This window comes from Streptomyces flavochromogenes (genome assembly GCF_000717595.1).
GTDB classification, from domain to species: Bacteria; Actinomycetota; Actinomycetes; order Streptomycetales; family Streptomycetaceae; genus Streptomyces; species Streptomyces flavochromogenes.
Genome location: NZ_JNZO01000001.1, coordinates 290,303 through 304,262 on the forward strand (window position 1 = coordinate 290,303; position 13,960 = coordinate 304,262).

Annotated in this window: 14 protein-coding genes; 6 read left to right on the plus strand and 8 right to left on the minus strand. The window is 72.5% G+C overall.

Annotated features, from left to right (window positions below; genetic code table 11):
• Positions 1–33 precede the first annotated feature (33 nt).
• Complete coding sequence (locus IF00_RS0101140) at positions 34–1,728, minus strand: amidohydrolase (protein ID WP_030313152.1); 1,695 nt, start codon at positions 1,726–1,728, stop codon at positions 34–36.
• 63 nt (positions 1,729–1,791) lie between these two features.
• Positions 1,792–3,207 (minus strand): purine-cytosine permease family protein, encoded by a 1,416-nt coding sequence (locus IF00_RS0101145; protein ID WP_030313154.1) that lies wholly within the window; start codon positions 3,205–3,207, stop codon positions 1,792–1,794.
• A 199-nt stretch (positions 3,208–3,406) separates the two neighbouring features.
• Here IF00_RS0101145 and IF00_RS40825 point away from each other — a divergent pair, with 199 nt between their 5' ends.
• The gene (locus IF00_RS40825) at positions 3,407–4,051 is read left to right on the plus strand and encodes a TetR/AcrR family transcriptional regulator (protein ID WP_051819671.1); all 645 of its coding nucleotides are present in this window, start codon (positions 3,407–3,409) and stop codon (positions 4,049–4,051) included.
• Positions 4,052–4,058: 7 nt separating this feature from the next.
• On the opposite strand, the gene IF00_RS0101155 is transcribed toward IF00_RS40825, so the two are convergent.
• Complete coding sequence (locus IF00_RS0101155) at positions 4,059–5,507, minus strand: dihydrolipoyl dehydrogenase family protein (protein ID WP_030313158.1); 1,449 nt, start codon at positions 5,505–5,507, stop codon at positions 4,059–4,061.
• Between the two features lie 115 nt (positions 5,508–5,622).
• Here IF00_RS0101155 and trxA point away from each other — a divergent pair, with 115 nt between their 5' ends.
• Complete coding sequence (gene trxA / locus IF00_RS0101160) at positions 5,623–5,988, plus strand: thioredoxin (protein ID WP_030313160.1); 366 nt, start codon at positions 5,623–5,625, stop codon at positions 5,986–5,988.
• Between the two features lie 60 nt (positions 5,989–6,048).
• Here trxA and IF00_RS0101165 read toward each other — a convergent pair whose 3' ends face one another.
• The 3 genes from IF00_RS0101165 to IF00_RS0101175 all read right to left on the minus strand — a co-directional run bounded on the left by IF00_RS0101165 (position 6,049) and on the right by IF00_RS0101175 (position 8,733).
• On the minus strand, positions 6,049–7,236 hold the full coding sequence (locus IF00_RS0101165; protein ID WP_030313162.1) for a thiolase family protein: 1,188 nt from the start codon (positions 7,234–7,236) through the stop codon (positions 6,049–6,051).
• A 148-nt stretch (positions 7,237–7,384) separates the two neighbouring features.
• Positions 7,385–7,654, minus strand: a complete 270-nt coding sequence (locus IF00_RS0101170; RefSeq protein ID WP_030313164.1) for a hypothetical protein — start codon at positions 7,652–7,654, stop codon at positions 7,385–7,387.
• Positions 7,655–7,698: 44 nt separating this feature from the next.
• Positions 7,699–8,733: a LacI family DNA-binding transcriptional regulator gene (locus IF00_RS0101175; RefSeq protein WP_030313166.1), complete on the minus strand. Its 1,035-nt coding sequence runs from the start codon at positions 8,731–8,733 to the stop codon at positions 7,699–7,701.
• A gap of 153 nt (positions 8,734–8,886) precedes the next feature.
• Here IF00_RS0101175 and IF00_RS0101180 point away from each other — a divergent pair, with 153 nt between their 5' ends.
• The 4 genes from IF00_RS0101180 to IF00_RS0101195 all read left to right on the plus strand — a co-directional run bounded on the left by IF00_RS0101180 (position 8,887) and on the right by IF00_RS0101195 (position 12,643).
• Positions 8,887–10,149, plus strand: a complete 1,263-nt coding sequence (locus IF00_RS0101180; RefSeq protein ID WP_030313168.1) for an MFS transporter — start codon at positions 8,887–8,889, stop codon at positions 10,147–10,149.
• Between the two features lie 42 nt (positions 10,150–10,191).
• Positions 10,192–10,899 carry an alpha/beta fold hydrolase gene (locus IF00_RS0101185; protein ID WP_030313170.1) on the plus strand — a complete coding sequence of 236 codons (708 nt, stop codon included), beginning with the start codon at positions 10,192–10,194 and terminating at the stop codon, positions 10,897–10,899.
• A 14-nt stretch (positions 10,900–10,913) separates the two neighbouring features.
• Positions 10,914–11,144: a hypothetical protein gene (locus tag IF00_RS0101190; RefSeq protein WP_030313172.1), complete on the plus strand. Its 231-nt coding sequence runs from the start codon at positions 10,914–10,916 to the stop codon at positions 11,142–11,144.
• 83 nt (positions 11,145–11,227) lie between these two features.
• The gene (locus tag IF00_RS0101195; protein WP_037637313.1) at positions 11,228–12,643 is read left to right on the plus strand and encodes a flotillin family protein; all 1,416 of its coding nucleotides are present in this window, start codon (positions 11,228–11,230) and stop codon (positions 12,641–12,643) included.
• Positions 12,644–12,861: 218 nt separating this feature from the next.
• On the opposite strand, the gene IF00_RS45990 is transcribed toward IF00_RS0101195, so the two are convergent.
• Positions 12,862–13,032 (minus strand): hypothetical protein, encoded by a 171-nt coding sequence (locus tag IF00_RS45990; protein ID WP_167346832.1) that lies wholly within the window; start codon positions 13,030–13,032, stop codon positions 12,862–12,864.
• 77 nt (positions 13,033–13,109) lie between these two features.
• On the minus strand, positions 13,110–13,943 hold the full coding sequence (locus tag IF00_RS0101205) for a TIGR02452 family protein (protein ID WP_030313176.1): 834 nt from the start codon (positions 13,941–13,943) through the stop codon (positions 13,110–13,112).
• Positions 13,944–13,960 lie beyond the last annotated feature (17 nt).

Consider the following 13,960-nt stretch of genomic DNA (forward strand, 5'->3'; position numbering starts at 1 on the left):
CCCCGCGTGCTCCCCCTGCCCCACTGCCCCCTCTCAGCGCTCCACGACCACCTCGCCGCCCACCACGACCGTCTCCGCCACCGTGCCCGGGATCGCCTCCGGTGCGATCCGCAGGATGTCGCGGGAGAGGACGACGAAGTCGGCGAGCTTGCCGACGGTCAGCGAACCCCGCTCGTGCTCCAGGAAGTTGGCGTACGCCGAACCCATCGTGTAGCCCTCGACCGCGGTCTCGACGTCGATCGTCTCCCCCGCCGTCCACGCCTCCCCGCCGCCGGGCGGGCGGCGGGTCACGGCGGCGTGGATGCCGACCATGGGGTCCATCTCGGCGACGTTCCAGTCGCTGGAGAGGGCGAGGACGGCGCCCGCCTCGCGCAGGCTGCGCAGCGGCCAGGCCTTGTGCCAGCGGTCGGGGCCGACGTTCTCGGCCCAGTCCTGGCCCGGTCCCGCGATGTCCGGGGCGGCGTGCCGGGGCTGCATGCAGGCGACGACGCCGAGTTCGGCGAAGCGCGGGGTGTCCGCCGGGTCGAGGCATTCGACGTGGACGATCTGGTGGCGCGCGTCGCGCGGCCCGTTGGCGGCGCGTGCCCGCTCCACGGAGTCGAGCACGGTCCGGATGCCCCGGTCGCCGGTGGCGTGGACGAAGCACTGGAAGCCGCGCGCGTCGAGCCGGGTGAGCAGCTCGGCGAACTCCTCGGGCGGGTAGAAGGTGTCGCCGCGGTGGTGGGCGCAGCCCGCGTACGGCTCCAGGAGGGCGGCCGTGCGGGGTTCCACGACGTCGTCGATGTAGAGCTTGAGCGGTCCGACCCGCAGCCGGTCGTCCGCGAACTCCTCGGACACGGCCCGGAATGCGTCCAGGTCGGTGTCGGTCGTGCCGCGCGGGTGGAAGAGCGCGGCGACGATCCGGGAGCGCAGCCGTCCCTCGGCGCGGGCGCGCTGGAAGAGGGCGAGGTCGTCGAGGGAGTTCTGGGGTTCGACGACGGTGGTGATGCCGAAGCCGATGGCGTCGTCGAGGCTCTTGGCGAGCCGGCCGTACTGCCGGTCCGGCGCGGCCCAGGGGACTCCGAGTGCGCGCAGGGCGCGGTGACCGTCGCGGGAGAGCCCCTTGACGGCGAAGTCCTTGACGAATCCGGTGGGTTCGCCGGTGGCCGGGTCGGTGACGGCCCGCCCGAAGGGGAGGTCGGTGTGGTCGCGGTCGACGCCGAGCCTGCGGAGGGCGGCGGTGTTGAGCCAGGCGGTGTGGACGTCGTAGCTGAGGACGAGGGCGGGGACGTCGCCGGTGGCCGGGTCGAGGTCGGCGGCGGTGGGCATGCGCCCCCCGGGGACGGCGGAGTAGTCGAAGGCCTCGGCCTCGATCCACTCGGCGTCGGGGTGCGCGGTGTGCCAGGCGCGGATGCGGTCGTGGATCGCGTCGAGGGTGCGGGCGCCGGCGAGCTGGACGCAGGCGTCGTCGGAGCCGAGGCGGACGTGGTTGTGGGCGTCGACGAAGCCCGGCAGGACGAGCCGTCCGCCGGCGTCGAGAACCCGGGTGCCGGGTCCGGACCAGGCGTGTGCCTCCGCGTCGGAGCCGATCCAGACGATCCGGCCGTCACGGACGGCGAGGGCTTCGGCCTCGGGGAGTGCGGGGTCGACGGTGTGGATCCGCGCGCCGGTGAGGAGGAGGTCGGCGGGGAGGCGGCCTGCGGAAGGGGCCGGGGAAGAGGCGGAGGAGGGGGTGGTGGTGCCGTTCATGCGGGGTGACTCCGTGACGTACGTACGAGGGGTGTTCGGGCGGTTTCGGGGCGCCGGGGGCTCTCAGGGGTGGAAGGGCGCGACCGTCCGGCGTGCGAGGAGCACGTACACGAGCGCGGAGACTCCCGCGCCGAGCAGCGTGAGGTCCGCGCCGCCGAGCGGGGCGACGAGCGGGCCGGTCCACAGCTCGGAGTCGCAGGTCAGCGCCGAGAAGAGCAGGCCCGCGAGGAGCGCGGTCAGGCCGGGCGGGTGCCAGCCGGAGCGGTACCAGTAGGCACCGCCGATGCTCGCGTGCAGTCCCGCGGAGTCGTATGCGCAGCGGCGGAGCACCATGTCGGCGAGGAAGACCCCGCCCCAGGGGGCGAAGACGATGATCAGGAGGGAGAGGAAGGAGAGGAGCGAGGTGGTGAAGTCGGTGAGGAAGAGGGCGCCGAGGGAGCCGGCGGCCGTCACGGCGGCGCTGATGACGATGGCGCGGGCCCTGCTCCAGGGGATGCCGAGGACCTGGAGGTTGAGGCTCGACGAGTAGAGCGTGATGATCGAGTTGGTGACGGACCCGCCGAGGACCAGGGCGAGGAAGAGCGGCTGGAACCAGCCGGGGAGCAGGCTCTCGGTGCCGGCGACGGCGTCGGTCATGTCGACCTGGGTCGCGGCGGCCACCCCGGCGACCCCGAGGGCGACGGAGGAGACGAAACCGCCGAGGGCTCCGCTCCAGGTCACGGCCTTGAGGGAGGTCGTACGGGGCAGGTAGCGGGTGTAGTCGGCGGGCATGGGGAGGTACGAGAAGGGGCCGGCGAGCATCACGACGAAGGCGAGGCTCCAGCCGGCGGCGCCGGGTGCGGCGGAGGGTGCGGAGGTGTCGGCGCCCGGGAGGACGAGGACGAGCAGGGCGGCGAACCCGACGGCGAGGACGTAGGCCATCCAGCGCTCGGCGAACTGGACGGTGGCGTGGCCCCAGAGGGCGACGGCGAAGGTCAGGGCGAGGGTGACGCCGAGGGCGAGGGCGCGAGTGGCGGAGCCGCCGCTCCAGCCGAGGTCGGCGAAGAAGGCCTCGAGGGCGAGAGTGCCCACCACGGTGTTCACGATGGTGTAGCCGATGCTGACGATCCAGTTGAGCAGACCGGCCGGCCAGTTGCCGCGCAGGCCGAAGGCGGCGCGGGAGATGACGAGCGTGGCGGTGCCGGTGCGGACCCCGCTGAGGCCGGCCGCGCCGATGGCGAGGAAGGAGAGGCCGCCGATCACGACGACCGCGGTGGCCTGCCAGAAGGAGAGTCCGAAGGCGACGGCGAGGGCCCCGTTGATGACGTAGGTGAAGGTGAGGTTCGAGCCGAACCAGAGCCAGAAGACGTCCTTGGCGCTGCCGTGCCGTTCGGCGTCGGGGATGGGGTCGATCCCGTGCTCCTCGACCTGGAACACCTCGTCCCGGGCCGTGGTCGCCGTGGCCCCCGTGGTTCCGGGCGCCGTCTCGTGTCCGAGCACACCGCACCTCCTGATCCTGAGCGTCGTCGCGGACGCTGCCGTGAATGCTGTCGTGAACGCCGTCTTGAATGACGTTCTAAGTTCTTGAATGGCATTCAAGATGTGCGATGGGTTCCGGCCACGTCAAGACCTTCGAGGGTTGCGATTAAGGTCGACCCAGCAGAGGCACCGGTGGATCGGCGGAACGGGGACAGTGGCGGTGGCAGGGGCGGCACGACGGCGGGACGGGCACGTCACCCAGGAACGGATGCTGGAGGAGGCCATGACGGCGATCGCCGAGGACGGCCTCTCCTCGCTCACGATGTCGGCGCTCGCGGAGCGGCTCGGCACGAGCGGCGGCCACATCCTGTACTACTTCGGCAGCAAGGACCTGCTGCTGCTCGCCGCCCTCCGGTGGAGCGAGGCCGCGCTGGCCGAGGAGCGCCGTGCGCTGCTGTCCCGGCGGATCACGGCCGAGCGCAAGCTCGACCGGTTCCTGGTGCTCTACCTGCCCCGCGGGCCACGCGATCCCCGCTGGACCCTGTGGATCGAGCTGTGGGCCCGCACCCCCGGCAACAGCGCGCTCGGCGAGGCCCAGGACGAGCTGGACCGGGGGTGGCACGAGGACCTGGAGGCGCTGCTCGCGGCGGGTGTCGCGCGGCGTCGCTTCGCCCCGCTCGACGCCGGGGCGCGCGCCTCCGAACTCCTGGCCCTGCTCGACGGGTTGAGCACCCGGGTCGTCCTTGGCCAGGAGTCCGGCCGCGACCCGCGGCCCGCCCTGGAGGTGGCCCGGTCGGCGGTGCGGGCGCTGATCGCCCCGTACGCCTCCGGCTCCGGCGACGTCCCGGACGGGGCGGCGTCCTGACGACTCGTCAGCTCCGGTAGGCCTCCAGGAGACGCAGCCACGCCTCGCTCAGCGTCGGGTACGACGGCACGGCGTGCCACAGGCGGGCGATGGGCACCTCGCCGACGACCGCGACGGTCGCCGAGTGGACGAGCTCGCCGATGCCCGGGCCGACGAAGGACGCGCCGAGGATCACCTCGCGGTCGAGGTCGACGACCATGCGGGCGTGCCCCCGGTAGCCCTGGGCGTAGAGCCCCGCCCCGGCGACATGGCTCATGTCGAGGTCCACGGCCCGGACCCGGTGGCCGGCCCGCTCCGCCTCGGCGAGCGAGAGCCCGACGGCGGCCGCCTCGGGGTCGCTGAACACCACCTGCGGTACGGCGGCGTGGTCGGCGGTGGCCGCGTGCGCCCCCCAGTTCGACTCGTCCAGGGCCTCCGTGCCCTTCGCACGGGCCGCGATCGCGGCGCCGGCGATCCGGGCCTGGTACTTGCCCTGGTGGGTCAGGAGCGCGCGGTGGTTGACGTCCCCGACGGCGTACAGCCAGTCGGTGCCGGTGACCCTGAGGCTGTCGTCGACGTCGAGCCAGGAGCCCGGCTTCAGACCGACCTTCTCCAGGCCGATGTCCTCGGTGCGCGGGGCCCGGCCGGTCGCGAACAGCACCTGGTCGCCCTCGACGTGGTCGCCGCCCTCCAGGACCACGGTGACCGGTCCCGTACCGCCGTCGCGCACGACCGCGGTGACCGAGACGCCGGTACGGATGTCCGCGCCGCGCGCGGTGAGGGCCGCGGCCACGTGCTCGCCGACGAAGGGTTCCATCCGGGGCAGCAGTCCCCCGCCCCGTACGAGCATCGTCACCTTCGATCCGAAGGCGTGCCAGGCGGTCGCCATCTCGACGCCCACGACTCCCCCGCCGACCACGATCAGCCGCCCCGGCACCCGGTCGGAGCTGGTCGCCTCGCGGCTGGTCCAGGGGCGCGCCCCGGACAGGCCGGGCAGGTCAGGCAGGACGGCGCGGCTGCCGGTGCAGACGGCGACCGCGTGGCGTGCGGTGAGGACGTGACGCTCGCCCTCGGGGCCCGCGACCTCGACCCGGCGCGGCCCGAGGAGACGGCCGTGGCCCCGGAAGATCCGTACGCCGATCGAGTCGAGCCAGTCCACCTGGCCGTCGTCCGTCCAGTCGCCGACGACCTCGTCCCGGTGAGCGAAGACCTCCAGTGCGTCGAGCGGGCCGTAGACCGACTGGCGCAGGCCCGCCACCTTCCTGGCGTCGGAGCGGGCGATCACGGGGCGAAGGAGGGCCTTGCTGGGCATGCAGGCCCAGTACGAGCACTCGCCGCCGATCAGTTCGCTCTCGACGATCGCGGCGCTCAGGCCGGCGGCCCGCACCCGGTCGACGACGTTCTCGCCCACCGGGCCCGCCCCCAGGACCACCACGTCGTACTCGTGCTCGTGCTCGCTCTCCACCGTTCGTGTCATGGGTGACAGTCTGGCTCAGCGGTGCGGAATAGCGCGGCTCGATACGCCGTTGTGCGGGGCGAGTCCCCAGGGGACCGTGAGGACACCGCCAGGAGATCCCCGAAAGGTAGGAACAATGAGCACCGTAGAGCTCACCAAGGACAACTTCGACGAGGTCGTGAGTGGGAACGATTTCGTCCTGATCGACTTCTGGGCTTCCTGGTGCGGTCCCTGCCGTCAGTTCGCCCCGGTGTACGACGCGGCCTCCCAGCGCCACGAGGACCTCGTCTTCGCCAAGGTGGACACCGAGGCGCAGCCGGAGCTGGCGGCGGCGTTCGAGATCCGCTCGATCCCGACGCTGATGATCGTCCGCGACAACGTGGCGATCTTCGCGCAGCCCGGCGCCCTGCCGGAAGCCGCTCTGGAGGACGTCATCGGCCAGGCACGGAAGCTGGACATGGACGAGGTCCGCAAGTCCGTCGAGGACGCCAAGCAGAAGTGATCCACCGCGAGGGGGGTACGGGAGCGACTCCCGTACCCCCCTCGCGTGCTGTCCTGGTGCTCAGCGCTCCAGGACCAGGGCGAGGCCCTGGCCGACGCCGATGCAGAGGGCCGCGAGGCCGGTGCCCGAGCCGGCCGCCGCCAGCTGGTGGGCGACCGATCCGGCGAGGCGGGCGCCCGAGGCACCCAGCGGGTGGCCGATGGCGACGGCCCCACCGCGAGGATTCACGATTTCGGGGTCCAGTTCCGGCCATTCCGCGAGGCAGCCGAGGGACTGGGCCGCGAAGGCCTCGTTCAGCTCGAAGGTCCGCAGATCCGCGAAGGAACGACCCGACTTCTCCAGGGCCCGCCGGACCGCCTCGACCGGGCCGAGGCCGAAGAGCTGGGGCTCGATGCCGGTGACCGCGGACGTGCGGATCCGGGCGAGCGGCTCACGGCCGGTCTCGCGCAGCCCGTCCTCGTCGACGAGCAGCAGGGCGGCGGCGCCGTCGTTGAGCGGTGAGGAGTTGCCCGCCGTGACCGTGCCGCCGGCGGGACGGAAGGAGGGCTTCAGCCTCGCGAGGGCCTCCATCGACGTGGCGTCGCGGATGCACTCGTCGCGGGAGAGCTCCACGCCCGGGTAGGGGACGACCTCGTCGTCGTACAGACCCTTCGACCAGGCCTCGGCCGCCTTGCGGTGGCTGGCGAGCGCGAAGGCGTCCTGCTGCTCGCGGGTGATGCCGTGCTTGTCGGCGATCAGCTCCGCGCCCTCGCCGAGCGGGACCGTCCACTCGGCGGACATGCGCGGGTTCGTCATGCGCCAGCCGAGAGTCGTGGAGTGCAGCTGCTGGTGCCCCGCGGGGAAGGCCCGCTCGGGCTTCTGCAGGACCCAGGGGGCGCGGGACATCGACTCGACACCGCCGGCGATCGCCACGGAGGCGTCGCCGAGGGCGATGGCGCGGGCCGCCTGGATGACGGCCTCGAGCCCGGAGCCGCAGAGGCGGTTGACGGTGACGCCGGGCACCGAGACGGGCAGCCCGGCGAGCAGGACGGCCATCCGCGCGACGTCGCGGTTGTCCTCGCCGGCGCCGTTCGCGTCGCCGAAGTAGACGTCGTCGACGCGCGCCGGGTCGAGCGCGGGAGTACGGTCCACGAGAGCCCGGACGACGTGTCCGGCGAGGTCGTCGGGGCGTACCGAGGCGAGGGCGCCCCCGAACTTCCCGATCGGGGTGCGGACGGCGTCGACGATGTAGACGTCGCGGATGCTCATCGGTTCTCTCCCACGTGACCTTCGGAACGACTCTGTTCGCCTGGTGACAGGACTTTCGCCCTCGGCACTCTCGTCTTGGCGCGCGCGCAGAGTCTCTGCCCGTCGGACCGCCCTGTCAACGGGCCCCTTCGGGACAGGACGCCCCAGGTCAGTCACGCCCCACCGGGCGGGCGAGGGCCGTGAGGCCGTAGTCGAGCTCGCGTCCGTCGACGAGGAGCGCCTCCACGGTGCGCGTCTCGGGGTCGATGTCGACCCTGATGCCGTGGCCCTCGTAGATCGGATAGCCCGACTCGCCCCGCCGCCCGGTGGCCTCCACGACGGCGGTGCGCACGGCGCTGTCCGTCACGGCGGCGCCGCCCCGGTCCTCGACGTGGGCGGGCACCAGCAGGATCTCGAAACGCTGCGGAACTGTGCTCATGGATCGACGCTAAGCGCTCGACCGCCCGCTCGCCGGGCGGCCGGTCAGCTGGACTCGCGCCGGACGACCTGTGAGGCGAGGAGCGAGCGGGTGCGGGGCGGGACCTCCGGTTCGCGGACGGCCCGGTCGACCAGCTCCGCGAGTTCACGTCCGAGCACCATGTCGATCCTCACGGTGCTGAGCCGGGGCCGCAGGAGCCGGCCGAGCAGCAGGTCGTCCGCGCCGACGACGGCGACCTCCTCCGGCACGGCCAGGCCGACGTCCTGGAGCGCCCGCATCAGGAGCATCGCGTACTCGTCGTTGTAGGCGAAGACGGCGTCGAGGCCGAGCTCCCGCCAGCGCGCCGCGAGCTCGTTCGCCGACTCCTCGTCGTACCGCAGCGGCAGGGGTACGACGGTGGCGTCGGTGCCGCGGGCCGCGCGCCGCGCGCCGTCGAGGCGGGGGCCGGAGAACATGGCGAGGCCCGGCTCCTCGGGGATGACGACGCCGATCCGGCGCCGGCCGCTCTCCACGAGGTGGGCGGTGGCCACCTCGCCCACCCGTCCCTGGTCCATGACGAGGGCGTGGGTGCCCTCCACGCCCTGGGCGCCCAGGGTGATCACCGCCCGTGCCCCGGACCTCTTGAGGATCTCGACGCCCTGCCCGGTCAGCCGGACCTCGCCGAGCGAGACCACGGCCACGGGCCGGAGCTCGGCCCAGGCGCGGGCGGCCTCCTCGGCCTCCAGGCCGACGCTGCCGTACTGGACCACCGTGTAGTCGAGGCGCCTCAGGGCCCACTGGAACTCGTCGAAGAACTGGCTGTACAGCGGTCCCACCGGCACGTGGGAGGTCGGCAGCAGCACCATCCGGCTGTGGCCGGCCCGCAGGCTGCGGGCGGCGGCGTGGGGCACGTACCCCAGCTCCTCGGCCGCTTCGCGCACCCGGCGGCGGGTGGGCTCACTGATGCGGACGGTGGAGGTGTTGTTCAGGACGTACGAGACGGTGGCCCGGGAGACGCCCGCGAGACGGGCGACGTCGGCGCTGGTCGGGACCGCGCGCCCGCTGGGGCGTTCGGGGGTGTGTTCGGTTGGCTGACTCATCGCTTCGGCATCTTTCCAGAACAATCCGGCCCCGGGTCTGGCGGATGGCCGGAAACGGGTGCTACACAATGCTCACACGTGTCACTGACACGTGTAACTAAATCGTTCGATCCGCTTCTCGCCCTTGTCGGGCGATCACCCCAGGAGGGCACCGTGGCCCTTTCCTCCCCCGGCCCCACCACGTCGGACACCGGCGATCCGGGGCCCGGCTCCGCCGCGTCCGGCCGGCCGACCCGCGGGCTGCTGCCCCTGCTCCTCGCCGGGAACACCGCGATGTACGCCCTGTACATCGGCGTCCCCGGACTGCTCCTCGCCCTCCAGATCGAGGAGATCGACCCGGCCGGCAAGGTGGCCAACTTCGGCCTCGTCTCCGGCATATCCGCGATCTTCGCCACCGTCTTCAACCCCGTGGCGGGCGCCCTCTCGGACCGCTCGGGCCGCCGCAACCCGTGGATCCTCGCCGGCGGTCTGCTCGCGCTGCCCGTGATGCTGCTCCTCGGCAGCGTCCACACGATCCTGCTGGTGACCATCGCCTGGTGCCTCGGCCAGGCCGTCATGAACATCTACCAGGCGGCCCTGACCTCCGTGGTCCCCGACCGGGTCCCCATGGCCGCCCGGGGCAGGGCCTCGGCCGCCGTCGGCCTCGGCCTCCCCGTCGGCTCGACGATCGGCGCCCTGGTCGGCGCCGCCTTCTCCGAGGACTACCGCACCGGCTATCTCGTCTTCGGCGCGATCGTCGCGGCCACCGCCGTGCTGTTCACGGCCTGCGCCCGGGAGCGGCGCATGCCCGCGAAGGCCCCGCTGCCGGTGAGGGCGCAGCTCGCGGCCTTCGGCAGCGCCCTCACGGACCACGACTTCCGCTGGGCCTTCATCGGCCGTGCCCTGCTGGTCCTGGGCTATTTCGCGGTGGCCGGGTTCCAGCTGTACATCCTCAAGGACCACACCGAGCTGCCCGCCGGGCTGAGCCCCGAGGAGGCGGTGGCGATCCTCATGCCGCTCAACGCGATCGCCATGGTGGTCTCCACGGTGCTGGGCGGCTGGCTGTCGGACCGCTTCGACCGGCGCAAGCTCTTCGTGGGCGCCTCCGCGGCGCTGGCCGCCGTCGCCCTGCTCATCCCGGCCGTCTCGACGAGCTGGACCGCGATGCTCGCCTTCTCCGCGGTCAACGGCCTCGGTTTCGGCTGCTACATGGCCGTCGACACCGCGCTGGTGACCATGGTGCTGCCGAAGGCCGAGGACGCCGCCCGTGACATGGGTGTCCTCAACGTCGCCAACGCGGGCCCGCAGATCGTCGCCCCCTTCGTGGCCTCGCTCGTCGTCTCGCTCAGTGGCGGGTACACGGCGCTGTTCTTGATCGCCGCCGTACTGTCGGTAGTCGGCGCGCTCGCCGTGCGCCCCATCCGCAGCGTGCGCTGACCCCGGCCGGCGCCCGCCCGGCACCGTCAGAAAGGCCGCACCGTGCGTCTGCACACGCTCACTTGGGGTTCGGGCGACCGGATCGCCCTGCTCGTCCACGGCCTCATGGCCGACCACCGCACCTGGCGGCGGGTCGGCCCGGCACTCGCGGAGCACGGCTATCGGGTGATCGCGGTGGACCTGCGGGGGCACGGGCTGAGTGGGCGGGCCGCGGGGCCGGAGGCGTACCGACCGGAGGACCACGCCGACGATCTGGTCGAATCGCTGCCCTCAGGAGCGGAGTTGGCGATCGGCCACTCCCTGGGCGGGCTCGTGCTCGCCCGGGCGGTGGAGCGTCTCGCGCCGGCCCGGGCGGTGTACTCCGACCCGGCCTGGCACCTGTCGGCCGGTCCCTGCGGCTACCGGGCCGAGATGTTCGTCCGGGGCAAGTCGATGACGCGGGAGCAGATCAAGGGGTTCAACCCGCACTGGCCGGACGAGGACGTCGACGTGGAGATGGCGTCGGTACGGGACTGGGACGAGCGGACGGCACACGGCCTCACGGAGTTCGTGGGCGCCGACATGTGGCCGGTCCGGCCCGTGGTGCCCTCCCTCGTCACCCTCGCCGATCCGAGCACGCTGGTGCGGCCTGAGCACGCCCGGATGCTGACGGACCGCGGATTCGAGCTCCGTACGGTGAAGGGGGCGGGTCACACGATCCACCGGGACGACTTCGAAGGGTTCATGTCCGCGCTGGAGGACTGGATCTGACGTACCGTTCAGGCATGGACGACGCGTCGATGGACTCCTCGATGGTGGGACTGCTCGGCCGGGTGACCGGCACCGTCGGGCCCGGTCTCGTCGGTGAGGTGATCGTCCGGATCCGGGGCGGTGCCGAGCACTTCCTCGCCCATCCGGCCTCCCCGAAGGAGCGGATCGACGTGGGAACGGTGGTGATGGTCATGGAACATCTCCCTCCACGCACCGTCTATGTCACAGCCGCGTACGACAGTTGACGCAACCGTTGAGTGGCGCCGGTCACAGGCGCACACTCCCTTCACCGGATCCGCACCGGCTCCGGTGAAGGGGGACCATGTCCATGGGCATCGGCATTCTCGCGGGCGCCGTCGTCGGCGCCTTCGCCGTTCTCGTCATCGTCTTCAAGATGATGTGGCGCGTCGCGGAACCCAACGAGGCACTGATCATCTCCGGCTCCAATCACAAGAACGAGGGCCTCGGCGCGGGTATGGGGTTCCGCATCGTCACCGGGCGGGGCACGCTCGTCCTGCCGGGTGTGCAGGCGGTGCGCAAGCTCTCGCTCGACCTCAACGAGACCCAGCTGTCCGTCGAGTGCGTCACCCACCAGGGCATTCCTCTGAAGGTCCGGGGTGTGGTGATCTTCAAGGTCGGTGACGACTTCGTGTCGATCGCCAACGCCGCACGCCGCTTCCTCGACCAGCAGAAGCTGATGAGCGAGCGGGTGCACATCGTCTTCGCCGGTCATCTCCGTGCCATCGTCGGCGGGTTGACCGTGGAGGACATGATCCGTGACCGGGAGAAGCTGACCGGGCAGGCGCGTTCGGCCTGTGGCACGGAGATGGAGAAGCTCGGCCTGATCGTCGACTCGCTGCAGATCCACGAGATCGAGGACCCGACCGGGTACATCAAGAACCTGGCCGCCCCGCACGCGGCCGCCGTCCAGCGGGACGCGCGGATCGCGCAGGCCGAGGCCAACCGGCGGGCGACCGAGGCCGAGCAGCAGGCCGCGGCACGCATGTCGGAGGCGACCCGCGACAGCGAGATCCTCCAGGCGGGCTACCAGGCCGAGCGGGACCAGGCGTCCGCGAAGGCCCGGCAGGCCGGTCCGCTGGCGGAGGCGGCCTCGCGCCAGGAGGTCGTCGTCCAGGAGACCCGGGTCGCGGAGCTGGAGGGACACCGGAAGGAGCAGCAGCTCCAGGCGGAGGTCCGCAAGCCGGCCGACGCGATGGCGTACGAGACCCGGACGCTGGCCGCGGCCGAGCGTGACGCGCGGATCTCGGCGGCCGAGGCCGAAGCGAAGGAGACCGAGCTGGCGAGCGCGGCCATGGCGACGGCGACCCGGCTCACCGGTGAGGCGGAGGCGGCGGCACAGCACGCCAAGGGGCTCGCGGTCGCGGAGGCGACCCGGGCGAAGGGTCTGGCGGAGGCCGAGTCGATCAAGGCCCGTGCGGCGGCGCTCGCGGAGAACCAGGAGGCCGTGGTCGCGCAGCAACTGGCCGAGAAGTGGCCGGAGATCGTGTCCGCGGGCGCGTCGGCGTTCGGGAACGTGGACCAGATGGTGCTGCTCAACGGCGCCGACGGCATGGCGGACGTGTTCGCCAAGGCGCTGACCATGGGCGGGACCGGTCTGGGTCTGGCCCGCCAGCTGCTGTCCACGATGAACCCGGCAGCTCAGGAGCGGCTGGGGACGGGAGTGCCCCCGGCGCCCCGGGCGCCGGAGAAGAGCGTCGAGATCACGGTCGTCGACGGGGAGTAGTCGACTCCCGACAGGGAGGACACGGGCCGGGGCCCGGTGCCATGACGGCGCCGGGCCCCGGCCTCGTACCCCCGTCGGCTCCCCGCCTCGCTCCGTCGGCCCACTCGGCTCAGTCGGTTCCGAACTCGGTCGTCGCCCGCTCAGTCGTGCCGGACTCAGCAGTGTCCGAACTCGGTCCTGGCTCGCTCAGTCGTGGCCGAACTCGTCTGTGGCCACCCTCAGTTGTGGCCGAACTTCCGTTCCTTGCGGTGCGACGCGTGCTCCACGAGGGGCATCGACGTCTCGCTCTTGGGAGCCGCCGAGGTCTGTTCCTTCGTGGTCGCCTCGGTGCGGTGCTCATGGCCGCCGGTACGGGCTCCCCGGTTCGTCCGGGTCTGTTTCTTGCCCACGATCGTGCCTCCCGTGACGGGTGTCGGACTGTGGTCCGTATCCCCTCAGCCTGGCACGGGGGTGCGAGCACCGCATGTCAGACGGCGGCCGCCCCGACGACGCGGGCGAAAGCGGCCCGTGTCGGTGTGCCCGGGGCGCGGTCCAGGACGGCGAAGACGATCTCCTCGAAGTGGCCGGCGAAGCGGCCGTCCCCGGTGAGGAGAGCCATGAACGCTCCGGCGACCTGTTCGGGGTCGTTCTGGAAGACGCCGCAGCCCCAGGCTCCGAGCACGAGGCGCCGGTAGCCGGCCGCGGCGGCCGTCTCCAGGACCCGCTCGGCCCGGGACGCGAGGGCGCCCGGCAGCCGGTCGACGAGGGCGGGGGTGCGGCGGCGGACGACACCGGCGTTCGGCGCGGGCGAGGTCAGGAACCCGACGGTGAAGGGTTCGGCGAGGAGGGCGCCGCGGTCGTCGCGGAAGACCGGTACGCGGGGCGAGTGGATGACCCGGTCGGTGTAGAGGACGTCGCGGTCCTCGCGGTGGTGGGTGTAGTAGTCGGGGGCGCGGAGCAGGGTGGCGTGGAGCGCGGAGGAGCGGCAGAGCGCCTCCTCCTGGGCCTGGGCGCCGTTGAGGTAGCCGCCGCCGGGGTTGCGGGCGGAGGCGAAGTTCAGGACGGCCACGGGGCGGGCCGCGTCGGCGGCGGTCATCCGCCGGGCGGCGGCAAGGCTGCTCTCGCCGGTGACGTCGAGGGTGGGCGTCCGGTCGGTGTCGGGGGTGACCGTGACGGGCTCGGGGCCGTGGAGACGCGTTCCGGCCAGGGCGGCCGCGAGGTCTTCGGCGACGGAGACGGTGCGGCCGTCGGGGACCTGGTAGTGGCCCGCGGCAACGATCTCCTCGGTCTGCCGCGCGATCGCGCGCAGTCGTGCACTCATGACCTCAGGATGATCGT